The 25,223-nt window shown below is 34.0% G+C and carries 14 protein-coding genes and 1 pseudogene; 9 read left to right on the top strand and 6 right to left on the bottom strand.

Going from position 1 to position 25,223, the window contains the following annotated elements:
* Positions 1-205 precede the first annotated feature (205 nt).
* Entirely contained in the window at positions 206-400 is a 195-nt protein-coding gene (locus ABWU28_RS06410; protein WP_353275165.1) for a hypothetical protein, read from the top strand.
* A 416-nt stretch (positions 401-816) separates the two neighbouring features.
* The gene (ltrA, locus tag ABWU28_RS06415; protein WP_353275141.1) at positions 817-2,697 is read left to right on the top strand and encodes a group II intron reverse transcriptase/maturase; all 1,881 of its coding nucleotides are present in this window, start codon (positions 817-819) and stop codon (positions 2,695-2,697) included.
* On the opposite strand, the gene ABWU28_RS06420 is transcribed toward ltrA (ABWU28_RS06415), so the two are convergent.
* The 3 genes from ABWU28_RS06420 to dnaG form a co-directional block, all read right to left on the bottom strand.
* On the bottom strand, positions 2,686-4,191 hold the full coding sequence (locus ABWU28_RS06420; protein WP_353275166.1) for a DnaJ domain-containing protein: 1,506 nt from the start codon (positions 4,189-4,191) through the stop codon (positions 2,686-2,688). The two genes, ltrA (ABWU28_RS06415) and ABWU28_RS06420, sit on opposite strands and share 12 nt — an antisense overlap.
* A 143-nt stretch (positions 4,192-4,334) precedes the next feature.
* Positions 4,335-5,633, bottom strand: coding sequence for a Na+/H+ antiporter NhaC family protein (locus ABWU28_RS06425; RefSeq protein ID WP_007302679.1), 1,299 nt, complete (start codon positions 5,631-5,633; stop codon positions 4,335-4,337).
* Positions 5,634-5,731: 98 nt separating this feature from the next.
* A complete protein-coding gene (gene dnaG / locus ABWU28_RS06430) occupies positions 5,732-7,465 on the bottom strand; it encodes a DNA primase (protein WP_353275167.1) in 1,734 nt (577 codons plus the stop codon).
* A 145-nt stretch (positions 7,466-7,610) separates the two neighbouring features.
* Here dnaG and ubiG point away from each other — a divergent pair, with 145 nt between their 5' ends.
* The 3 genes from ubiG to tsaB all read left to right on the top strand — a co-directional run bounded on the left by ubiG (position 7,611) and on the right by tsaB (position 10,620).
* Positions 7,611-8,777, top strand: a complete 1,167-nt coding sequence (ubiG, locus tag ABWU28_RS06435) for a bifunctional 2-polyprenyl-6-hydroxyphenol methylase/3-demethylubiquinol 3-O-methyltransferase UbiG (protein WP_052264730.1) — start codon at positions 7,611-7,613, stop codon at positions 8,775-8,777.
* A gap of 107 nt (positions 8,778-8,884) precedes the next feature.
* The gene (locus tag ABWU28_RS06440; RefSeq protein WP_007302676.1) at positions 8,885-10,015 is read left to right on the top strand and encodes a cation:dicarboxylate symporter family transporter; all 1,131 of its coding nucleotides are present in this window, start codon (positions 8,885-8,887) and stop codon (positions 10,013-10,015) included.
* The gene (gene tsaB, locus ABWU28_RS06445; protein WP_353275168.1) at positions 10,015-10,620 is read left to right on the top strand and encodes a tRNA (adenosine(37)-N6)-threonylcarbamoyltransferase complex dimerization subunit type 1 TsaB; all 606 of its coding nucleotides are present in this window, start codon (positions 10,015-10,017) and stop codon (positions 10,618-10,620) included. The genes ABWU28_RS06440 and tsaB overlap by 1 nt, the downstream gene beginning before the upstream one ends.
* Here the strand turns inward: tsaB and ABWU28_RS06450 are convergent.
* Positions 10,590-10,832, bottom strand: a pseudogene (locus tag ABWU28_RS06450) (hypothetical protein); the annotation flags it as partial. The gene tsaB and the pseudogene ABWU28_RS06450 overlap by 31 nt on opposite strands.
* Between ABWU28_RS06450 and ABWU28_RS06455 the strand changes: the two are divergent.
* From ABWU28_RS06455 to ABWU28_RS06470, 4 genes are all read left to right on the top strand, one after another.
* Positions 10,828-11,025 (top strand): hypothetical protein, encoded by a 198-nt coding sequence (locus tag ABWU28_RS06455; RefSeq protein WP_230609272.1) that lies wholly within the window; start codon positions 10,828-10,830, stop codon positions 11,023-11,025. The pseudogene ABWU28_RS06450 and the gene ABWU28_RS06455 sit on opposite strands and share 5 nt — an antisense overlap.
* 254 nt (positions 11,026-11,279) lie before the next feature.
* Positions 11,280-11,423, top strand: a complete 144-nt coding sequence (locus tag ABWU28_RS06460; protein ID WP_353274966.1) for a hypothetical protein — start codon at positions 11,280-11,282, stop codon at positions 11,421-11,423.
* A gap of 37 nt (positions 11,424-11,460) precedes the next feature.
* Positions 11,461-13,008, top strand: coding sequence for a group II intron reverse transcriptase/maturase (gene ltrA, locus ABWU28_RS06465; RefSeq protein ID WP_019236826.1), 1,548 nt, complete (start codon positions 11,461-11,463; stop codon positions 13,006-13,008).
* The gene (locus ABWU28_RS06470) at positions 13,005-13,811 is read left to right on the top strand and encodes an Rpn family recombination-promoting nuclease/putative transposase (protein ID WP_353275169.1); all 807 of its coding nucleotides are present in this window, start codon (positions 13,005-13,007) and stop codon (positions 13,809-13,811) included. The genes ltrA (ABWU28_RS06465) and ABWU28_RS06470 overlap by 4 nt, the downstream gene beginning before the upstream one ends.
* A gap of 322 nt (positions 13,812-14,133) precedes the next feature.
* Here the strand turns inward: ABWU28_RS06470 and ABWU28_RS06475 are convergent, their stop codons facing one another.
* Positions 14,134-23,397: an ankyrin repeat domain-containing protein gene (locus ABWU28_RS06475; RefSeq protein WP_353275170.1), complete on the bottom strand. Its 9,264-nt coding sequence runs from the start codon at positions 23,395-23,397 to the stop codon at positions 14,134-14,136.
* Positions 23,398-23,426: 29 nt separating this feature from the next.
* The gene (locus tag ABWU28_RS06480; RefSeq protein WP_353275171.1) at positions 23,427-24,716 is read right to left on the bottom strand and encodes a hypothetical protein; all 1,290 of its coding nucleotides are present in this window, start codon (positions 24,714-24,716) and stop codon (positions 23,427-23,429) included.
* Positions 24,717-25,223 lie beyond the last annotated feature (507 nt).

Here is a 25,223-nt window from a genome sequence, read left to right on the forward strand (position 1 = left end):
ACGCTCAACGTGTATATTAACCAAAATTTAGTACAGAGGTTTGCTTGTTAGTGTATTATAACTCTATACTTATTCTATGGAAGTAAAATTTACTCAAAGTAAAAGCATAAAAAGATTAAATTATTAATATAAATTGTTGACAATAATATTAATTTGTATTATAGTTGGTAGATTATTGTTTTATTTTTGATAGATTGGGGTACTTATGGATTTTAGTTTTTTACGCAATTGGTTTAGCACTACAGGTGCTGCTACAGGCTCAGAGCCAGGTAATACTGAACAGCCAGACTCTATTTCAGTAGATGATGGCAAATACGAGATGAAAGAATATGACGATGAATTTGAGATCATTGAAGATTATGAATTTATAAATCGTGCTGATCCAAATGAGCCAGTGTGACCCGGAAGTCATGAAATTGTGATGGTTAAATTCCATCCGCCATAACATCTGGCTGAAATTATAGCCCACATTTTAGGAAACTGGCAAACACCTAAGGTGCGAGCATGGGCTAAAAGGGAGTAATGTTAAACCTTATAATAAATTCTCCCAAGAAGAGTCAGGTAAGGTTACGAAAGAAACTTATGTTTGAATTGTCGTTACTGTGAATATGTGAAATAAGGTTGGTACACATAGACCAAAAGGTATGGAGAATAAGGATGATTAGAATTGGTTCGTTTAATCAAGATGTTTCCGATCTCCCGGCAAAAAAAAAATAAGAACCTAAATCTGACGCGAAACGGTTTCATGGAACGGAGTAACCACATAGAAGCTCTTATTATACTTTGTAATAAGCAAGTAGCCAACTGCAAGCTTCTATGTTGGAAGGATTGTCTAAAAAGCTAATGCCTAAAGTAATGCTTAGGATACGCAGACGTGGACACTGTAACTTGGAAGGTAAAGTTATGAATAGTAGTGAATATGTTATGAGCCAACAAAAAGTTAGGTATGAATGGAATGAAGTTCCTTGGCGCAAGCTAGAAAAGTCTTCATTTAAGCTACAAAAACGAATTTACCGAGCTTCTAAATGTAATGATATCAAAAAGATGCATGAGCTTCAGAGATTATTACAAAAATCGACAAGTGCTAGGATGATCGCTGTGAGAAAGGTAACTCAGGACAATAGAGGAAAAAGAACTGCAGGTATTGATGGAAAAGCTAACCTTAATCAAAAAGAAAGATTGCAATTGGCAAAATCCTTAGATATAAAGGAGAGAGCAAAGCCATCAAGGCGCATTTGGATTCCAAAGCTTGGAAAAAGTGAAAAACGTCCATTAGGGATACCAACAATAACAGATCGAGCAAAACAAACACTTGTTAAGATGATGCTAGAACCAGAATGGGAAGCAAAGTTTGAGCCCAACATTTATGGTTTTAGACCTGGTAGATCATGTCATGATGCCATTGAAGCTATATTTCAAGCACTCATCAAGAAAACAGTATTTGTTTTAGATGCTGATATTTCTGGGTGTTTTGATAATATAAATCATCATATACTGTTAGAAAAACTCAATACCACACCAACTTTAAGGAAGATAGTAAAAGGATGGTTGAAAGCAGGTGTGATGGAAAATAGGATATTTCAACCATCTAGAAGCGGTACAATCCAAGGAGGGACAATTTCTCCATTACTGGCATGTATTGCTCTACATGGGTTAGAAAATTATCTGAAAGAAATAATGGCAGAGGAGCTAATTAGCTACAGGAAAACGAAACCTGGCAGAACATGTAGGGAAAATGCGAAAAGATCACTCAGCGTAATCACTTATGCAGACGATTTTGTAGTACTTCATGAAAGTGAGGAAATTGTTTTGAAAGCAAAAACTCTGATTGAAGAATGGTTAAAAACTATTGGATTAGAGTTGAACCCTTCAAAAACAAGAATTTCTCATACTCAAAAATTCCTGAAAGGAATAAAACCAGGTTTCAATTTTCTTGGTTTTACAATACGGCAATATCCAACAAAACACAATAAGATGTCATACAAGTCTATCATCAAACCAAGTCGTAACTCTATAGAACAACACTCATTAGTCATTAAAAGTAAGCTAAAGAAAATGCGTGGTGAATCACAAGAAGCAGTAATAAGTCACCTTAATCCAATTATTCGAGGATGGTGTCAATACTACGCTTCGGTGGTATCATCTAAAGCCTTTGGTGCAATGGATAATACAATGTTTAGAAAACTTTGGAAATGGGCAATGTTTAAACACCAAAACAAAGGAAGATGTTGGATCAAAAGAAAATACTTCAAGAAGTATGGTAACGATAAATGGCGATATATGACAAGTAACGGAATGCGTCTTATTAAACACGGAGATCATGACATTAAACGACATGTCAAAGTGATTGGAGCCAAATCTCCATATGATGGAGACTGGACTTATTGGGGAAAGCGTATGAGTAAAATACTTGATAAATCACCACAAACAATAAAACTTCTGAAGATGCAACAAGGTAAGTGTGATTGTTGTCAACTTTGGTTTAAGAATGGTGATATCTTAGAAATACATCATAAGGACCAAAATAAGCAAAATAATACAATCACAAACTTATCTATGCTACATGGACATTGTCACGATAATTTACACAGAAGTATGCATGAAAAGCACCAAGCTAGAGAGAAGCCGTATGAAGCGAAAGTTTCACGTACGGTTTTGAAGTCGAGTGAGGAGGGGCAACCTTCTTCACTTAGATAACTCTTTATATTTTAGCTCTCTTAGTACATCTTTATTTTCACATTTGTTAAACAACTTCCAAGCATAACTTAACCTTGACGCTTGACCATAAAACCCCTTCTCAACATATTCAACCAAGAGATCAAACGGAGTTTCACCTTGGTCATTGTTAACATCAAATCTCGCACCTGCACTCACAAGTGATTCAACTTTGCGAAGCATTGACGTATAGGGCTGTAAGTTTCTTAAAGCATGATGTAGAGGTGTATTCCCATTTTCATCCTGAAAATTATATTTCTTTCTATGTAAAAAGCAATCAAAAATCTCTTTTTTCCAATTGTGTTTAACAATACCTTCTAAAATAGTACTTGAAATCTTTATGTTATTTTCAACTAGAAGATCTAGAGCTTTTTTATGCTTATATCTAACAATAGTATCTACTAGTTCATTCAACGCAGAAGTACCTTCTAGCTTCTTTAGCTCATCGGTTTTACAACCACTAAGCACCACCGAAAGATTATTTAATTTTTCTACTACTTTTTCCTTACGAGAGAAGTATGTAGCATAATTGACCAAGAGATCAAATGGAGTTTCATCTTTGCTATTTTTAACATCAAGCCTTGCACCTTTACTAAGAAGTGACTTGACAAAACCTTGGTATTTCGATTTACCCAAATCCAACCATTTTAATGTATGATGTAAAGCTGTATTTCCTTCTTTATCTTTATAGTTGATATCTAATTTATCTAAGTACTTATTAAAAAAATAATCCAAAAACTCTTCAGATTGGTATTCATAAGCATAGCTTAAGATTTCATTTCGTGATATTTCTATCCTTCCTTCAAAGAGCTTGAAAAATGCCACACGATCGTACATAATAGCAATTTGCACTAGAAATGTAATGTCACCAGCATCAATTGTAACTTTCTTTATTATATCATCACACTCTTCATACTTATTTGACTGGATATGTAACAACAATCCCAGAATAGTTCTTACATATTCGGATTCAGTTGGTTCTTCAGTCTCTTTAGCTTTGCCCATCTTGCCTATTTCTTTTAAACTCTTCTTTAGCCTTTCTATTTTCTCTTCGATTAATTTTTGACTTTTCGAACAATACATAATATATATTTCATTAAAAAATTTTTCTCTTTTCTCTTCTTGTTTAAGTTTACTCATCTCTTCCCGCAACAACTCCAGTTCATCACTACAATCCCCATACTCATACTTTCCTCTATCGTACTGGCTTTTTTTTGTTGGGTCAGATAACACTTTGCGTGCTACTGATATTTCCTTGAACTTTGTCAATTTCTCTTCAAGTTGAGCCCGTTGATCTTCTTCCGACTGTGATAGTAGCCTTCCGTCCTTCTTCTTTCCTTCTAGCCTATCTAGCTCTTTCACTTCCTCAAGCAATTTATCTGGATGAAGCTTCAATGCTAATTTGCGATATGCTTTTTTTATCTCACCATGAGTAGCATCTCTTTTTACTCCTAATATTTCATAATAATCAGGCATTTTTTTCTCCACTATTTTGATACATTTTTTATAACATTAGTAATACTATGTCTTTAAAAGAATTGGTACTATATAAGTATTTTAGCAAAGATTATAATATTTGTTAATTTATCAACAAATTGAGTGAAAATTTAAAGAGTTGTTTATGGTAATTGAGGAGCTACAACCGCATGACGTCTGCCATTAATCACTATTTCACTTATTGCAACTGCTGCAAAAACAAAACAATAATATACTTTTGTTAGTACGATGATAGGTGACAGAGAGGCAATGCTGCTTGCTAGTAATACGTGAGAACCATAAGGTAAGATACTTTTTGTGATAGAAGTAAATATTTCTAATAAATACGCACTACGGTGTGGTGCAATGTTATATCTTTGTGCAAGTCTTTTCGCAATATTACTAGTTAATAAAATAGCAACAACATTGCTGGAAACTAAAATAGTAAACAGAGATGATATTCCCGCAATCATAAATTCAGCTTGAGTTTTTGTCATATTCACCTTATCGGTGAATATATCTATCTTTTTCTGACTGTATTCGTACATTAAGTGGCTTAATCCACTACTGAAGAGAATAAATATCATTACTTCATTCATCTTATAAAAACCCCTATATATGTCACGAGAATATTCAATAAGAGAATAATCAAAAAAAGCTATTCCTAATATCCCAGCAATAACCATATTAATAGCTAATGTTACTAGAGTGTTTATTTCAAATAAACCCATAATTATTAAAGATATATAAGGGATAATTTTGACTATGGATAAATAATTCAGACTTGAGATAGAAACAACTTCTGTACTATTTGAAATTATTACTAGATAAATAAGTATTATAAGACCTGTAACAGATCCTGTCTTGAAAGTGAGTTTTATTTTATCCTTTACTGAAGCTCCTTGTGAAGAAGTAGCAGCAATAGTAGTGTCAGATATCATTGAAAGGTTGCTGCCAAACATAGACCCACCTATCACAGCTCCAACACCCACTGCACAATCAAAAGCTCCATTTTGTGCTAAATTAACAGCTATTGGTGTTATAAGTGCAATAACTCCGATTGATGTGCCGATTGCACTTGAAATAAAAGTAGAAAGTAAAAACATTCCAGGAAGTAATAATCTTGCTGGAAGAAATCGAATAGTTAAGTTAGTAATAACATTTATACTACCAAGCGATTCAGTAACAGTAGAAAATGCTCCAGCAAATAGAAAAATCAAACATACGGTAAGAGTAGTTTTATTACCCATACCTTTTATAAGAGTATCAATACTATGTTGAATTTTGTTTTTATTGAATAGAACAGCAAAAAATAATGCTGGTAATAAGCAAACTAACGGTGAAATTTGATGAAGAGGATTACCAAGTCCGATAAAAGAAAAATAAATACCACTTCCAAGGTATAAGGCTAGAAAGATAATAAGAGGAAGAAATGAAAACACTTATCGTAGTTGAACAAACCAGAAATATACTAGAATAAGCTATTTTAAGCAAATACTAATACAGTGTTTTTCTAATAATTTTGAACATCTTAAGCCATCTACTTTTGAATAAATTCCATTTGCATTTCTTGTATACTATCCTCTATTTGCTTTATTTGTTCTATTAGCCTTTCCTCTAAGTCAAAATTACCGCCCAGCCTTGCTTTAATTTTTTCTTCTTGTAATACATTTAATTCTTTCCGTAATACTATGTTATTCCAGACAGTTTCTGCCGATCTCTTCTCACTTAATTGACTATTTAGTACGCTAGTTTTTTCAAATATAAACTTTATAACACTAGACTCCTGTAGCAGAATTTCTTTATTAAAGTTGCTCTCATTAGTTACCATATTAATTACGCACTGTTGTAATTTTTTCATCTCATTAGTAAATTCGAAATGAGAAAATTGCTCAAAAAATATAGGACGGTTCAAGATTTCAGGAAATTCTACGGCTATACGCAAAATTATGGCCTGATTTTGCTCTGCTTCAATTAGCTCTGGAGATTTATTGTAAAGATACTCACCTTTTGTTGCTTTGCTATTAAAAATCAGCTTTTTAAAGTTTCTTCTTAATTCACTGACCTTATTGTAAAAATAATCTCTATAATACCTTCTAATACTGCTGTTACCGATAGCATTGACATATTTCATGAACTTGTGCTCAAGAATTGAATATTTTTCCGGAGCAAATTTTTCATAATTTTGCAAATTGCTACCAATTATGTGATGCCATAAATATTCAGAGTGCAGTTCTGTTGAGTTGTTAAAAGCAGAGAGTACGTCTTCTGTCTTATATTCTAGCTCATTGCATATATCGTATGGGTCCTTATTGTTTGGCAAAGTTACGAACTTCAATGTGTATCCAGGCTCCAGTATCGGTAGAACAAGTTCTGCAATTCGAATAGCAGCATGACGTCCGGCACTATCGCCATCCATACAGATGGAAATTTCTTTAGCAAATTTCCATAGATTTTTTATCTGCTCTGCAGAAATTGCGGTACCAAGCGGAGCAACTGTATTGCTAATTCCCGCTTGATGTAGTGCTATTACATCCATATATCCTTCAACAACAAATAGATGCTGTTTTTTGCGTATTTCACTCAAAGCAAAGTTTAATCCATATAAATTTTCTCTTTTCTTAAAGAGCTGACTCTCTGGGCTGTTTAGATACTTCGGCTGTTGCTCAGAGTTCAGCGCACGTCCGCCAAAACCAATAACTTTGCCCGTGATGTTGTGTATAGGAAATATCAGCCGATCATAGAAATAATCACGAGAATTCTTATTTATTAACCCAACATCGATCAAAATCTCGTCTTTAATACCAGAGGAGTTCAAATATTCCTTCAAGCCAGAACTTGGTGCATAACCTATTCTAAATTTATCTATGATTTTGAGTGAGATCTTGCGCTGCCTTAAATAAGCCATAACACCTCGATTTTTCTGCGCGAACCAACTTGCAGCTAAATTCAGTGCTGAAAACAGTTTGTCATTTTCTTTAGCAAAGCTGAGGTTTTTGGGTAACTCAACACCTGCAACAGATGCCAAATTTTCCAACGCTTCCTTAAAACTTAAGCCCTCAGTTTGTGAAATAAATTCAAACGCATCACCATGAGCTGAGCAACCGAAACAGTAATATAAGCCCTTAACATTGCTGACCGAAAAAGATGGAGTTTTTTCGTTATGAAATGGGCAGAGTCCAACAAAACTATCTCCTCTTTTTATTAACCTAACTTTTTTTCCTACTATGTCGGACAACAATAATTTTGACTTTATAATATCTATATGATCCATTTTACCGAATGAGTAGTGGTAGGATAAAAATTATATAGAATTTATGCATATCTGACTCGAAATTTATTCAGAAAGATCAGGAGAGCTTGACAAAAAGCTCAAAATAAATTACCCATATAAATACCCTTAAGTTGCAATTTCTTATATGTCAGATGTGATATCAGTTGCTTCAGACCACGCAGGTTATGAACTAAAATCAGAAATAAAGGCTTACTTGGAAACTTTAGATTATACAGTGATAGATCGTGGCTGCACTGCTGAACAAAAGAGTGTAGACTACCCTGACTATGCTGCTGAAGTTGTAGAAGATATAACAAACAAAAAAGCAAATTATGGAATATTAATTTGCGGTACAGGTTTGGGCATGAGTACTGTGGCAAATCGTTTTGAAGGAATCTACGCTGCTTTATGTAATAGTGTTGAGATCGCAAAATTAGCTCGCGAGCATGGCAACGCGAATATACTTTGTCTTGGTGCAGGGTTTACTGCGAGTGGATTAGCAAAAGACATAGTCAAACAATTCCTCGAAACAGAATTTTCAAAAGAAAGTAGACATAAAGAACGCCTTGATAAACTTAGCAATATTAGCAAGAAAAAAACCACAAAAACTTATAACGAAGATGAAATATCAAAATTCGCTAAAATAGCAGGTGAATGGTGGAATGAGAATGGCAAATTCAAGCCATTGCACATGATGAATCCTGTGAGAGTATCATACATCGTTGAGAAAATAAAAGAATTAAAAAAATGCGATTTAAAAGAACTATCATTGCTCGATGTTGGTTGTGGTGGTGGCATTTTGTCAGAGTCAATGGCGCGTATTGGTATTAGCGTTGCAGGAATAGATGTATGTGAGGAAAACATAAAAGTGGCACAGTTGCATGCGAAGAAAGTAGGGTTAAATATAGAATACACACACACTAGCATTGAAGAGCTAAGCAATGACAAGAAGTATGACGTGGTTTTGTTGATGGAAGTGGTTGAACATGTCGATAATTTAGAGTTTTTCATGAAAAAAGCAATAGAGCTGTTGAAGCCAGAAGGGCTAATTTTTATATCGACGATAAATAGAACTATTAAATCCTTCTGTCTTGCAATAGTCGGCGCAGAGTACATATTAAACTGGCTGCCAAAAGGCACACATAATTGGAATAAATTTCTCAAGCCATCAGAAATTGCAAATCATCTAAGAGAGAACAATGTAACACTACAAGATATGACTGGTATGGAATATAATGTAATAAAGCGTGAATGGAACTTGACCAAAGGTGTGGATGTTAATTATATACTTTGTGGAAACGTTGTAATTTGAAATCTCATTCAAGTACTAGAAGGTAATGCAAATATTCTAGGCAGTTTTACTTTACTTAGCAGCTAATTTATCATATGTATTTCCATAGGGTATCGCTATATTAGAATATGTTACAATTACTAACCTTACTTGCTGTTATCACTTCGGTTGTATTCTTTGGTCATCTAGTTCCAATGGAAGTGAAAACCTTCTTGTATTCAATAAGCCTTAGTATAAAAGAGATCTTACTATTTATAATGCCTTTTATTGTTTTTGCATTAATCTTTAGTAGTGTTAACAATCTTAAGCAGTCGGCTATAAAGTTTATATTGTTACTTATTATAACGATTTTCTTGTCGAATCTAGCTTCAAGTTTAATAGCTTATTCTGTTGGGCATTTCATCACACAAAACACTTATTCAATACAAGATATAACATATGAAGAAACAATTGTTCCTTTATGGTCATTTAGGATACCTGCATTGCTTTCTAATTTTTATGCCCTTGCTTGTGGATTTGTGTTAAGCATATTAGTGTCCACAATATTACCAAAAAAAAGCAAAGAGCTCTCGAACAAAATGTTAGATTTAACTCTCTTTATTTTGAAGACATTTTTGACGCCAATTATTCCAATGTTTGTACTTGGTCTTGCTTTAAAAATGGAACATGATCAGGTTTTACCCATAATATTTAAGGATTACTCAATAATTTTTATTATTATATCATCTGCAACCTACCTTTATGTTTTTCTCTTATATGGAGCAGCAAATTCGTTCAAGATCACAAGCTGGATAGCTAGTATAGGTAATATGATACCAGCATTTATTACTGCAATGAGCACAATGTCTAGTAATGCAGCTATGCCGCTTACTCTTGAAGGAAGCAAAAAAAATGTAAAGCAGCATGATATAGCATCGTCTGTTGTGCCAATAACCGCTAGCTTTCATTTAGTAGGTGATTGCTTTTTTATTATAATACTATCAATGATAATGACTTTTGGTGGTGCATTGTCTGCAACAGACTATGTGACTTTCCTTCTCTACTTTCTGTTATTTAAATTTGCTATTGTTGCAGTTCCAGCGGGAGGGATTATGGTAATGTTGCCCGTTCTTGAGAAGTATCTTAAATTCTCCCCAGAGATGCTTTCATTAATTACAGCATTGTATATAGTGTTTGACCCAATAATAACTTCAGCAAATGTTATGGGTAACGGTGCGTTCACTATGATGTTTACAAAGCTCTATGATAAGCTTAAGTGATGTCCATTCTAGCAATTAATACTGTAGGTGCTGGTAGTTCAATAGCAGTAATTGATTACGATGGTAATTGTTTTGTAGAACGCAATTCTGCAAACAATAGTCATGCAGAATCATTTTTTCAAATACTGAATACTTTGTTTGATAAGCATAATTACAGCTACGATAAAATAGACCATTTAGCAGTGATAGTTGGACCAGGAAGTTTTACTGGAATCAGAGTTGGTATATCAACTGCACAAGGTATAAATCTTGCTACAAATAAGCCGTTATATGGGGTTAGTGCCCTGGAAGCTCAAGCATATGCAATATCGCTACTTTGTACAAATAGCAAAAAAAATATTAAAGCTATAATCGAAGATGATCAAAAGTTTTATACGCAGTTATTTGATTTCAATTTGTTACCGCTATCAAATCCTGCTGTAGTAAGTGAACTCCAGCCTAAAACGCACTGCATTACATATATGGATTGCAGTTTACCAAAGTTGGATGCTAGCCATGCAGGGCTATTAGTCCGTTATAGACTAAAAAATAAACAAAAATTAAATGGAGTTGAGGCTCTATATTTAAATGAGCCTCAGTATATGAAATCGTTGCCTATTGCGTAAACACTATTAATTTGGCCAAGTTTGTACATCTGACTTACTATTTCTTCTGCTACTTCTTTTATACTCATATTTGAATTTTCTACCTCTATAGCATTTTGTGGTACAAATAAATCTTCCTCCCTAAATTTAATACTATTTATATTAGTAACCTTCCTATTTTTTCTTTGCTTTTTTGATATAGTACGCTCTTGTAATATCAATGGATTGGTGCGACCTGAAAGTCTTCGGTCATATTGTTTAAAAGGAGAGGAATTCATTCAGAAAGAAACTGAAAGGATTCTAAAACTTATTAAACCAGATGTTTTGCCGTCTGAGTCTACGCATCAGTGCGAATCGGGCAACCGGTTGGTGCCAAGCGATGCGGACAATGAACCTCCTCTTGAAAAAGAAGATGCTCAATCGTGAGAGGGGCATAAACTGCAAGCATCATGTGGTTGGAGGGCTAGGCTAGTGGTATGGTGAACGTAAGTGAAGCTTTATAAGTACCGATACGATGAAAGAGCTAAAGATGCTGATAAGCTCTGACCAAAAGGTAATGTGGATAAGTTACATTTTTCATTTCTAGATGTACGCAAATAATAACTCCACCGGTATAGAGAAGCCACCTAACCCACTGTTGTATGACTGGAGAAACAGGGTAAGCCTGTATTTTCGCCTACATGGCAAGCAAACCGCAAGGAATGCTGATGGAAGTGCAGGTAAAGGAGAATGGAGAAAGCGAATGCCATTTTGTAACGAAATGGATACAATTTGTAACATTAATTCGCGTGAAAACGAGCAGACTTCCATTTGGTCCCTCGTGACAAGAAACTTTGTTAACCACTTAAGGTAGGAAAGCAGATGATTACAAGTAAACCTGTAAGTGCATCTACCGAAAGCTTTGAAGCATGGAAGCAATTGCCATGGAAGAAATGCCAGAAAGTTATTGTGAGGCTACAAAGACGTATTGTTAAGGCTGTCCAAGAAGGAAGATGGGGTAAGGTAAAAGCTTTACAACATCTTCTCACACGCTCTTTTAGCGGAAAAGCTTTGGCTGTTAAGAGAGTAACTGAAAACCAAGGAAAAACCACAGCAGGTGTAGATCGTCAACTATGGTCAACTTGCAATGCTAAATTTCAAGGAATAAAGCTGTTAAAACAAAGAGGATATAAACCTTCTCCGCTCAAACGAATTTATATCAGTAAATCTAATGGCAAAAGAAGGCCTCTCGGTATACCCACGATAAAAGATAGAGCGATGCAAGCATTATATCTGTTTGCTCTGGAACCGATAGCTGAAACGATCAGTGATCGTCACTCCTATGGCTTTAGACCTAAAAGATCCTGCGCGGATGCTATTGCTGCTTGTCACTTATTACTGGCAAGACGCAATCGACCACAATGGATACTAGAAGGTGATATCAAAGGGTGCTTTGACAACATTAACCATGAATGGCTTATGAAGCATATTCCTATGGAAAAGAAAATTCTTCATAGATGGTTAAAAGCTGGTTTCCTAGAATCGAAAACTCTGTATCCCACAACTGCTGGCACTCCGCAAGGAAGTATAATTTCTCCAATACTAGCTAACTTTACCTTAGATGGTCTTGAACAGTTATTAGAAAGTCGCTTTGGTAAATTAGGTAGCAAAAGAAGAGGAAAAATCAGAAGTGGAGTGAATGTAATCAGGTACGCAGACGACTTTATTATTTCAGGTTTCACACATGAAGTACTGGAAAAGGAAGTTAAGCCTTTAGTATCATCTTTTCTTCATGAGCGAGGTTTAATTCTGTCAGAAGAGAAGACAAAGATTACATCTATTACAACAGGGTTTGACTTTCTTGGTTGTAATGTACGTAGATATAATAAGAAGTTAATTATTAAACCTTCGAAAGAAAGTATTAAAAGACTTCTTAATAAAGCACGTACATTGATAAAAGCAAATATAGCGAACACTCAGGCTATAGTAATTAAGTCACTCAACTCTCTACTGAGAGGATGGGGAAATTACTATCACCATGTGTGTGCTAAAAAAGCGTTTAGAAAGATCGACAATGAAATTTGGCATAGTTTATGGAAATGGGCAAAGAAAAGACATCCTCGTAAAGGATTACGTTGGATAAAGAATCGTTACTTCAAAGTAATGGGTCAACGCCAATGGGTTTTTGCTGCACCCATATGCAAGAACAAACCAAAAGAGATACGGTATTTAAGACTGCTTAAGCTGATTGATATACCTATCAGACGACATGTTAAAATCAGAGCGGATGCAAATCCCCTTGACTTAAAATGGAAAAAGTATTTTGATGAGAGAGTGAAACGAACAAGAATGTTAGCAAGCTCCTTTTCAAGAGAAGGTTCTCTACTGTTGGTGTCACCATTAAGAATGATGTTTCCTGAGGAATCATGAAGGACAAGCCGGTTCTAGAAAAGAAGAACTTAGATAAGGGGCTCAAGCGTAGTGTGGGGAAACCTGCATGCTGCGTTTCTAAGGGAGGGGGTAGTAGTAATACTGCTTCCTTACCTGACCAACTCGCTCGTGATAAAGGATTTGAAAAACGCGCTCAACTTTACGCTGCTAAGGCTTATTCAAGACAGGCTGATAAAGGTGGTAAGTATATTGATTTAAAGAAGGTTTTCTTTATTGCTATTTCCAATTGTAATTTATTTCCTGATAAGCTTGATTATATATCTAGCCATACCATAAGAGATGAAAAAACTAATGAGCATGACTTAAAAGATTTTCAATTTATCTTCATTGAGTTACCAAAGTTTCCTAAGAGTAGAGAAGAGCAGCTAGAAAATGTAGTAGATCGTTGGCTATTTTTCTTTAAATATGCAGAAGAAACAACTGATGAAGATTTAAGGAAAATAGCAGAAAAATCACCAATAATAAAGCTAGCATATGACGAGTTAGATAAGTTTCATTGGAATGAGAAGGATCTTGTAGCTTATGAAGAAAGGGTAATGGATTTACAGAAAGAAGCTGCTATCCTGGAACAAAAACTCGATGATGCTACTCAAAAAGGTAGACAAGAAGGCATCCAAATCGGCCATGAAAAAGGTAAAATCGAAGGTATAGCAGAGGGTGAACAACAGGCTAAAATAGCTGTGGCAAAAAATCTACTTAAAGCAGATGTATCTGTTGACTTAATAGCTAAGTCTACTGGTCTCTCTCATTCTGAAATTTTACAACTCAGGAAAAAAACATAATTATTCACTTCAATATTTATGAAAACCTTCTCTAAGTTAGACATATCCCCTGATTAAGAATCTAGTGAGCTGTCTAAAATGGCTATAAAGATTGCACATAGAATTATATAAATTACTATCATAACTTTACCCAAAGTTCTATATCGAAGCTATGTGCTGTAAGTTCAATATGGAAAACACATTAACCACTTAGCATTTAATGTCTACTTCATCCATTTTAGTATTAGGACCATCAAACTTGATACTGGGATCTACCACCCCCACTTTAAATTCTATTGTAAACTTTCCACTATTTGGCATATTATATCTTCCATATTCTCATCTACTTACTCAAAGTATTTCCAAGCTTGGTTACTCCTATCTCAGAAAGACAAGTTGATACTTTATCCTTTGGCAAGACATTTGTACAAAAGCACTTCTTGCACTTTTCTAAAACATTATCTAACCCAACATTACCACTAAATTCAACTCCTCTTTCCAAGCTTGCTATTATTTCTGGATATGCATCTTTAAGTTCAACATGTATTCTAGCTTGTTCTTTTGATTCTAGGTTTCTTATTTTATCTTCTACAAATGAATTAAATTTTTTAAGAGCAAATTCAACTGCAACTCTGCTGCTTGGCACAACTTCTACTCCTTTACTCATTAAACCTTGATAGCGCCTACTTGGAGTATTATCTAATGCATCGGCAACACAACTCGCAAGAGCAATATTTTCATTATTTAGGAATTTATTCCAACCAACAGATGATGTACTTTGTGGTATGTTTTTATTATCACTTTTTACATTATTCTTGTCTGCAATGTTGTATTGAGAGGGTAATGCAGGAATTATAGAGAAAGTGCTGGCTGCTAATTTTTTCGCCCAAGAAATACAATTATTTATCCATGAAGATGGTCTTGTGCCACTACTTGCTGCTATCTCAGGTTGATTACTTAAATCTATAGCAAGAGGTTTTCTTGACATATGATGACGATCATGATCTCCATGGTGATGACGGCGTCTGCGTTTTCCTTTTTCTTCACTAACTTTTTCTAAATACTTCTTAATATTGTCATATCCTTGGTCAATAGCAATGTCTAACGGTGCTTTACCATTACTGTTTTTAGCATTAAAATTAGCTCCATTGTTTATAAGATGCTTTACTATATCTAAGTGATCTTCCGATACAGCACAATGAAGTGGTGTCCAATTTTCCTCATCAGCAGCATTAATATCAACACCTTTTTCAATAAGATACCTTACTACATCTAAATGACCATTTCGAGAAGCATCATGCAGAGGAGTTCTACTATGTTTGTCTTTAATTCCAATGCTAGCACCTCTATCAAGAAGGAGCTTGACTGTATCTGATTTATTGCTTTTCACAGCTACATGTAAAGGTGTCCACCCATCATTAGTTACATCATTAATACCTTCAGCATTTTTGTCTAAAAGAAATTCAACTGTTCCAGGATTGTTACTATACTGAGCAGCCACATGTAAAGGTGTATTGCCATACATGTCTTTAGCTTTGATATTAGCATTTTTATCAAAAAGAAACTTGACTATATCAAACTTGCTACCAGAAGCAGCAAAATGCAATGGTGTCCAGTCGTACTTATCTACGTTAGTATTAACATCAGCATTCTTATTAACAACAAGATTTTCAACTTCACTTAAATCACCACTTTCTACAGCAGTCAACAATTCTTTATCCAATTGTACCTGCTTTAAAATCTCTTGTATGTTCATATAACAACTTGGAGCAGCCAAGTCTAAAGGTGTTTTACCGCTATTGTCTTTAGCCTCCAAATCAGCCCCTTTTTTGATAAGGTATTTCACTACTTCCAAACGGTTATTTAAAGTAGCATAATATAGAGGTGTTGCATCACCTTTATCTTTAGCATTTATGTTGGCTCCTTTTTTGATAAGATATTCTACTACTTTTAAATGACCATGCAAAGAAGCATAATGTAAAGGAGTCACACTACCGTCATCTTTAGCTTCTAAGTTAGCCTCTTCTTGGACAAGATATTCTACCACATCTAAGTTACCTCTTTCAGAAGCATAATGTAGGGGAACTTTACCCATTCTATCCTTAGCATCTAAGTTAGCTCCATTTTTAGCAAGACATACTACTGCTTTTAAACGACCGCCCCAAGAAACCTTGTGTAAAGGAGTTTTACCCATTCTATCACTGACCTCTAAACTAGCCCCATCCTTGATAAGACCTTCAACTTTATCGAAATCACCACTTTCCACAGCAATCAATAGTTCTTTGTTTAATCGTGCTCGTTTTAAAATATCCAAGCAACCTTTCTGAGTAGCTAAGTCTAAGGGAGTTCTATCACTATTATCTTGAACTTCCAAATCAGCACCATTTTCGATTAGATATTCTACTACTTCTGTATAACCATACAAAGCAGCATAATGTAGAGGAGTTCTACCGTCATTATCTTCTGCCTCTATATTAGCCCAATGTTTGATAAGGCATTTCACTACTCCTAAATGATTATTCAAAGCAGCATAATGTAAAAGAGTTCTATTACTATTATCTTTAATCTCTAAGTCAGCTCTATTTTCAATAAAATATTTCACTACTTCTAAACTGCCATTTAAAGAAGCAACGTGTACAGGAGTCCTACCAAACAAGTCTTTAGCCTTAGAGTCAGCTCCATTTTCAATAAAATATTTTACTACTTCTAAACTACCATTTAAAGAAGCATAGTGTAAAGGAGTATAATACAGGTCATTTTTATTTTCAGCCTTTAAACTAGCCCCTTGTTTGATAAGGTTTTTAACTTTATTAAGATCACCACTTCCTGCAGCAGTCAACAATTCTCTATCTAATTGTACTTGCTCTAAAAATTTCACTATATGTGTATAGCCTTTGTGATCAGCTAAGTCTGAAGGTGTATTACCATCTTTGCTTCTATCTTTAGTATTAATACCTTTATCAACAAGAAACTCAGCTATACCTAGTTCATCTTCCTGAGCAGCCCAATGTAAAGGGCTATAACCATGAATGTCTTTATCTTCAACATTAACAGATCCTCTATTAAAAAGAAGTTTAACTACATCTAACCTACCTTCTTGAATAGCTATATGTAAAGATATTAATTCATGCTTACCCTCAATATCAACATCGACGTTGTCTGCAATTCTCCTAATTAAACTTTTAACTTCATTAATGTTATCCTGCTTTATAGCATTAAATAGTTGCTCTTTTAATAAAGTTTCTTTTGCTTTGTTAAAAGCCTCTATAATATCGTTTGAGTTACAAGTAAAAGCTATACAGTTTGAATCTGAAACTATTGTATCATTGAAAGCAAATATCATTTTTCTTGCAGGTTGATATACATCCCAATTCTCTACTTTTGTAATGGTATTGTTTTTATGTAACAGCAATAGGCCATTATCAACAATTTCCACATCAAAATCTAATATAGACTTTTCTTTTAAGTCAACTAGACCAATAATATTCTTATTAATAGGCTGATTATGATAAATCTGTAGCTCTTGCTCACCTGGTTGGTAATACTTGAAAGGTTTAGTATTCACTTCTGCAGGCTCAAGCTTCAAATTTGCATTATTGATTTTGTAAAACTTATTATTTATTCGTAATACAATACTCTGATATTCTGGGCCTCTAAAATAATCAACTAAACCAATAGATAAAGACCATCTAACACCCTTACTAATCGATATTTTAACATCTTTTATTTCTAAGCTATCCACTGTAAGATCAGAAACTTGCTTTTTATCACACTTGTTGAAGTAACTCCTTCTACCCTTTTTCACATTTATACTATTCACATCTGCCACATTCAATGCAGTAAGATCGATAATATCATCAGGTATGTTTTGGTAAAGCACTGCTTTGTTTTTTATCTTTAGATTAAGGTCAAGTTCTATAGAAGGTCGTAAATCCTCTTGTTGTAATATGTGATTATATTCCGGTAATTTGACAACGTACTGATCTTGCCCTTTTCTTCCTTCTACTGTTATATCTTGATAATAATTACATACTACCCTATAGTAGTAATATGTTCCTCCTACTATAAAGTTGGAGTTATTGTAACCAAAATCAACAATTATTTGATCTGAATACATATCAGCAATTATCGTTTTTTCATTAGGTACTCCCATGTAATTTTTAACAACTTCTATTTGAGATACTGGAATACCTAGGTTATTATAATTAGCAATACCTTTTGCAATTTGATAAATATTAGCCCATTTAAAATCTAAAATACTTACTTGTATGACTGCTTTTAACTTTTTTTCACTATTTTGCATGATTTTTTCATCAATATCCTTCCCTAAGTCATTCAATTTTTGATACTTAGCATCTTCAACCATATCAGACAAAGATTTATCCTGTACTATAATAGATTCTATAATTCCAAGGCGTTTTGCTTGAATTATTAGGTTTTTAAAACTATCTATTTTAATACTTGAAACAACATTTTGTGTTCTGTCAGACAAAAGATCTAGATTATAGCCACTTCCTTCTATGCTTTTACCTACCTTTAACCATGTAATATCAGCAACTTGTGTGTTTATTACATCTACATTCTTTTTAATTTTTTCTGTATAATTCAAATCACTCACTATCTTAGCATTATTACTATTCTCGTTAACAATAAATATTGTCTGCTTTAATCCTCTGTGATGCACGTCTTCTTTATTCACTACCCTAACTTCGTAATCTTTATCTGTACAGTTAAATGAATTTTGCTGTACCTCCGCATTTTTTGCGTTAATCAACTTAGTCCTACAGTGGGTAGTAATATTTTGTTTGCTGTCAGAATTAGATACATAGTTATATATGCCAGTCAATTTTATGTAATTAGTACTGCCATAATGTATCGTTCCATTGTGCAAATCTGCAACAACATTATTAGTTTTGACGTTCATTACTACAACATTTTCTTTCTCTACCCCACCTTCAAGAGTACCAGATGCAAGATTATCAATAATAAAAATAGTTTCATTATTTTTAGAACCAATATAACGTATATTACTACCCTCTGGAATATGCATTACTGCTGGATAATTTGCAGCTGCTGTCAACGTTTTCGGTCCTGAAATGTATAACACCGAATCCTTGAGGAACATTTTTTCTTTTTTGCTATTAGAACTTTTTCTTGTTGGATTAGTAAAAATAAAAGGTTCACCTGAAAGAGTAAAGGTCTCTTGACAATTCCTATGGATTTTGTTGGTATTGCATGGAGAAAATCCATCATCCGTATGTTTTGTATTAATTATTTTACTGCATTGAGATCTTTGTGTCGGGTTTCTTAATGGTGCATTTACAATTCTTAAGCCAAGGTCTTCATATTCATGTTTAGTCATGTGAGGAATATGTTTTGCATTTGTATTAACAACATAAATTTCTTTCTCGTTTAACTCTTGATGACATTGAAAACTATTTTTTACTTCACAGACAAATCTTTCCCAACTTTCGCTCATGACCAAAGTATAAGACTTCATAGGTAGTGTTTTAGATATATTGAGGGAAGAGAGATCGTTCTTCACATTAGAAGCTGTGTTAATCTTATCAAAAGAGATATTATCATATTTTTTTTCTAAATCACATATCCAACTCATCCGCGTCGCGCAATCAGGACCATACGGCGATGGCATAATACATATAGGCTGTGCACCCATATTTTTAATTATTTCGCTATATTTTTCTTCAATGGAGATTACGTATTGTACAACTGCAGCTATATTATAATTATCATTTAACAACTGGGTAGCCACTTCTTTTACATGATTTAAATAGCCTTTTATTCTAATTTTATCTTCATACTCCTTTTCTACATCTCTCCCTGTAAAAAACCTGATTACCTTTGCAAAAAAGACTTCTGCCTGCTCATTACCAGGTAACAGAGGTATTTGCTCTGCTATTGCTTTGGTATACTCCATTCTTTCATCGATTTCTACACCAATTGTTATCAATACATCAGCAACCATAGTAACTACTGCTACCTTGCCTAAAACTTTGCCTGCAATAGATAACCCTCTTAAAATCTTAGTAGCAGTACTTACACTTTTTATTGCAAAACTAATTCCTGTACTCATAGGTCTTATGCTCATGCTCGCTAATTTTACACTACTACTAGCTGTCCAATAATAATTTAATGGATGATGATTACCTTGAGTTATTTCATTTATACTATATCCAAATTGATAAGCAATGGTTGCAAATGTAATACTTTGAACTACAGGATTACTGATAACCTTAACAAAAGCTTGACGTGCAGGCCCTGGTATTTTACCAATCAGTTTTCCTACTTTACTACTAGGAGAAATACTTACACTCGTCCTAACATCATCCATAGCATCTAGTATACCATTGATACCAAATACTTGCTTTAAAGCATCATTATTATGTCGTCCAAGTGTTGCTGTATCACCTATACTATCAAGCAAGTCATATATAGCCATCATGGAAAAAAACTTTCCACCTTTTGCTCCTTTTATTTTCGCTGAATCAAATTTATCACGATTAAATGCAATTCCTTTTTCTTGAAGGCTGCTTTCTACATTACTAATATAATCTGCAAAAACTTTTTCACCAAGATCATCAAAATGACTTTTAAACCTGTCGAAAGTATCTTCCCTAACTCCTTTTGCTAGCAAGTTCTGTTTAATTTCCTCTACAATATTATTGTAATCTTGGTTAGTTTGAACACCACCTATATCTTCAATATATTTTTTATTCTCTAACAACTGCTTATCATTTGATAGTTGATGTAATTTATTAAAGATTACTTCTTTCCCATCTTGAAATATACTATCCAATTTTATTCTATAATCATCAACTCTTAAGTAATATTCACTACCTTGCTCTTTAACTTCTTCTATTATAGCATACTCTTTATCGCTATTTACTTTTAACTTTATTTCAAGATTTTCCTTATCTAGTATATAATTTTCTACACTTTTAATATTTGCAGCATCATCTATTATTAATTCTTTATCATTACCGTCATTGTCTTTGAATTTTACACTCATTTTACCACCATCAATCCTCACTTGAGGAGAATCTATAGTTATAATTTTTGTGTCATAAGCTTCAATACCAAACAACTCTTTAATAAATCTTTCTTTTTCTTCCTTTGTAATCTCTTCTTCATCACGTGAATCTATACAGGCCATACCTGTACTGCGCTGTTTCCTTCCTTTAGAACATTGTTGCTGACTAAAACTAAAGATAGAGCTATGAATTACTTTAACAGAAGCAAACTCATCTTTGCTCATTAAAATAAGAGAATCTGCACTATTTGCACCTTTATCAAATACAACACCCATAAAAGCCACTTCCTTTCCATCTGTAAGTGTTTTATAAGTTACACCTTTTACATACTCTGTATTTATCTGATCATTTGCCTCCTTTACCAATGCATCAGCTGTCTTACCCTCCCTTGGTCCTTTAAGTTCTAACCCTACTGGATCGTATTCTTTAGCACTGCTAGCTTGGTCTGCAAACTTAATACCATGAACAACCATATCAATACGTTTTCCCCTTCCAGTTTGAAACTCTGTTAACACTAACGCTCTGTTTTCTTGTGACTCTCCTAACTTTATATCACTGTAGTGGCTAAATGCTCCATGAAATACAGCTTGAGTATGTGCTTCCCTTTCTATTAAAACTTTAAAAGGTAGTACTGCTTCACCTAATTTTCCAAATAACTCCTTATACTTTCCTATTGATTGAGATTGATCTTGTGAAGAAGCAAGCTGAGACTCTAGTACTGCATCAAATGTTTCCTTTAACTCGGCAGGATAAGGAATATCTTTAAAATTACCTTCAAATTTATTAGTTTCTCTTCCATTATGCTGCTCTAGGGAAACGGATTCTCCCACCTCCACGCTAAAATACTCTTCAAATTTTGATTTTTTCTTAATGTTAAAATTAAGATTTAGTTCAACTATTTTTCTGTTTCCTATTTCTTGCTTAAGTTTGTCAAGAGGAATTCCCTTGTTCATCGCATTATCTCTTCCACCTGTCTCAACAATATTCATCGCACAAACTGATTTTTGATCATTGCTTGGAATAAATACCATTGTCACAACTCCATGGCTTCGATCCAAGTGAGATGGTTGACCGGCACCTTGCCCTTTACTTTTCTGATCTTTAAGACGTTGAGATTTAGGTTCAGGTTGAGCTTCTGTGGGTATATTTTCTCCATAAATAAAAACGTGCTTTCTAAAACTGCTTCCTAAAGCTCGAACTTCATTTAATAATAGAGACTGCCCTGACAAAAATCTACTAAAGTAGTGACTATCTCCCTTCTCTCCTGTACCAGGAAATGTATGATAGATACGTTCTATATTCTCTTGAATCTGTGTTTTTAATTGTTCTTGTGTAATCTCACCATTATTTTGCTTATCAATAGATTCCAGTATATTATTAAAGAGAGGAGTGATTTCTTGATCACGTGATTTAGTAGCGATATCTGAAATAGCAGATGGATAATCAAGATTTACGCCAACGCATAGAATATCATTTGCAGTAGTTAAAACTCTCATTACATTTGGTTGAAAACCTTTTGTGTAATCCTCAGCTTGCTTTAAAGCGACAGCTGGCGTAGTTTGACTTCCATCTTTTGTTTTACCTCCTTTCTCTAACTCTTTTAACTCTTCTTTAGTAGCAGCTTTCATCTCTATGATAATAGGAATAGCATCTAATGCTCGTTTTTCACCACGAGGCACTAAAACAATGTCAGCATAACCTCTTCCTGCAAATTGCTCTAAGTAAACCCTGAGATTATACCTATAGCGGAAATTCACTAAAGCACCTGCCATAAACCCATGATGTGCTGCTTCTCTTGCTTTATCAGCATAGATAAGCGAACCCTTATATTCAGAGTGGATTTTACTAACTTTTTTAAGAACTTTGTCCAAAGATTTTTCCACCTCTTTTTTATCAGAATTAGTAAGCTTAGCTATGTCATTCTCTGGTTTATTCCATTTTCCTTTTTTTATCTCTGTAAATTGAAGGCGTTTGTCATTCTTATCCAACTTTGTATTTTTTATTTCGACAGTCATTTCGTTATCAGCATTTTTAGAAATTTCTACCAGCTTAACCTCAAGCTCACTCTTAGCATTACTGACATACTGAGTCTTTCCTGGAGCGTTCATTTGACTTAATATTTCTTCTAGCTCACCATGACTAAACTCCTTATTTTTACTACCAGAATCTGCAATAACAAAGAGGTTCACTTTATCAATAGCATCTTGTGAACTTTTGATTTCCCCTTTTTTTGTAACAGTGACCTTCAGAGTCTTCGAACCATCAAACCTAAAATATATTTTTTCAATATCTAGCTTTTTTGCAATCTCTGTATCTATCAAGGTAGAAAAGCTTCCTAAAAAGAAATGAGGAAAAAATCCTTCTTTACCTACTGAATGTAAATACGATGGAATCTGGTCTATATATGATTGAAACCTTGCTTTGAAAGATTCAAAATCATTTCCTCGTTGAGTCGAAGTGCTTGGAGCAGTTTCTCTTTCTCTAATTAACAACTCTATTAATTCAAAGTCCTGTACTCCTTCATTATCAACTTCCCCTTGTTTTCTTTTAGGCATATAATCCTCCTTTTGGACATATAATATTTTTAATGATCACTTAACCCAACATAAGATTGTTTACTAATCTCTACCTCAGCTAAATCACCACTTGGGCCAGGTATGTTTTTTTGATCGAGTTCTTTATCAGCAAACTTACCATACGCTAAAAACTTATTTAATGAATAATGATCTCCTTGCTCTAATATAGAACGTATGTAATCTGCTTGTTTGCAACTCATGAATTCTTTTATTTGATTAGAGTCCAGCTTATCTAGCACCGCCCATACCGGTTCCATAGTACCCTTCTTCACCCAACGTACTAATAGATTTGTATGAGAAAAAGATGAATCCATTACTTCTTCATTTATTACAAGTGCACGATGGCTATCAAACCCTTCCTTTATCCATATGTGCATGAAAAGCTTTTTAGCTGCATCTACATAATATCCTGAATAGTCTTGTATTCTTATAGAGTACAAACGGGTATGATAACTATTTTCTGAAATATTACCTGGTTGTAAATAATCAAATAACTTCTGAAATTTATCAAAGTTAAGCATATCTATCATTCTATTTAAAGAACCATAATGACCATTTTTCACTAAATCCCTTTTCAAAAGTTCCGGATATCTATCAGGACTTATCTGATTAAGGAAAAACTCAAATATATTAGGATAAACGCGAAAATTAGGTCCTGCTGAATAAATTGCATTTTTCATTAAGATCTCATCTTTCTTTTCTGCACTCATTTCATTCTCAGGTAAGGATTTTATTTTATTCCAAAAGAACTCCACTGCTTCTACTTTTTTCCAATCTACCGCACAATCAAGCCCATACTCATATTGATGACGACCCCTCAAATCCAATTTATCAAGATGCCCACTAATTAAATGTGACCAAAACTGTGCTATAGGACCTTCTCCATAACACCTAACTAAGTGGTTATACTCTAGCAAGCTACTTCTACCTTGAGCAGACAATTCCTCTTTTCTTTCCTCAAATATAGCTCTTATTTCATCTTCCAAACAACACTCACATGCAATTTTGTATCTACTAGTACCAAAAGGATTTGGATTGCTATCTGAACTTAGTGCAATTAATTTTTTACCTACCATTTGTCCATTGAGTTTAACTCCATGTAAATTATTAACTTTCTCCCAGCAATCTTCACTAGATAACACTTGTGCAAGAAAATTATTTCTTATTTCACCATACCCTGCATGTATCTTCCAATTTGCATAGCACCAACGTTCAATTTGAATAAGCTTAGATGCCCTGTAGGGATCATCTTCCTTAATAGATAAAAACAAAACTTCTGCAATGTCTCCACGATCCATAATTACCTCCCTTACAATGAATGAAAAAATGCTTTGACCCTTAACTCTCTCGAGTACCATAATGAATTAGCCCTTAAGGATATTTTAAGCATACTACTCCACTTTTAAAACTTGTCAATCACTATTTTAGGAAATTTTTTAGCTTGGAGTAGTTTTGGGAAAAAGGCTCAATATACGACATTTTATTACTTTTAAAGTATGTTTTTGTTACAAATTTACTTTAATTATTCCGCAAGCAAATTGCTATTAATTTAGCAAAATATATTCTTAAGATCTCAAGCAAAATAGCCATTTCCAACACTCAAAACCAAGGGCGGTGAGAAGAGTTTGTTTTGGGATGCGTTGGTCTACCGCTAGATCCGTGCGAACTTTTCTTTATATCAATTTATTATATAGTAAAAGCAGCTATATTAGCCTACTTCAGCCATATTTACATGCGAACCAATTTACTTGGCTTTGTTGCAAAAATTTCAAGCTTCTATTTTCATAACGCAGCTTTTGCTTAAA

Source organism: Wolbachia endosymbiont (group B) of Pilophorus perplexus (assembly GCF_964028155.1).
In the GTDB taxonomy this organism is placed as follows: domain Bacteria; phylum Pseudomonadota; class Alphaproteobacteria; order Rickettsiales; family Anaplasmataceae; genus Wolbachia.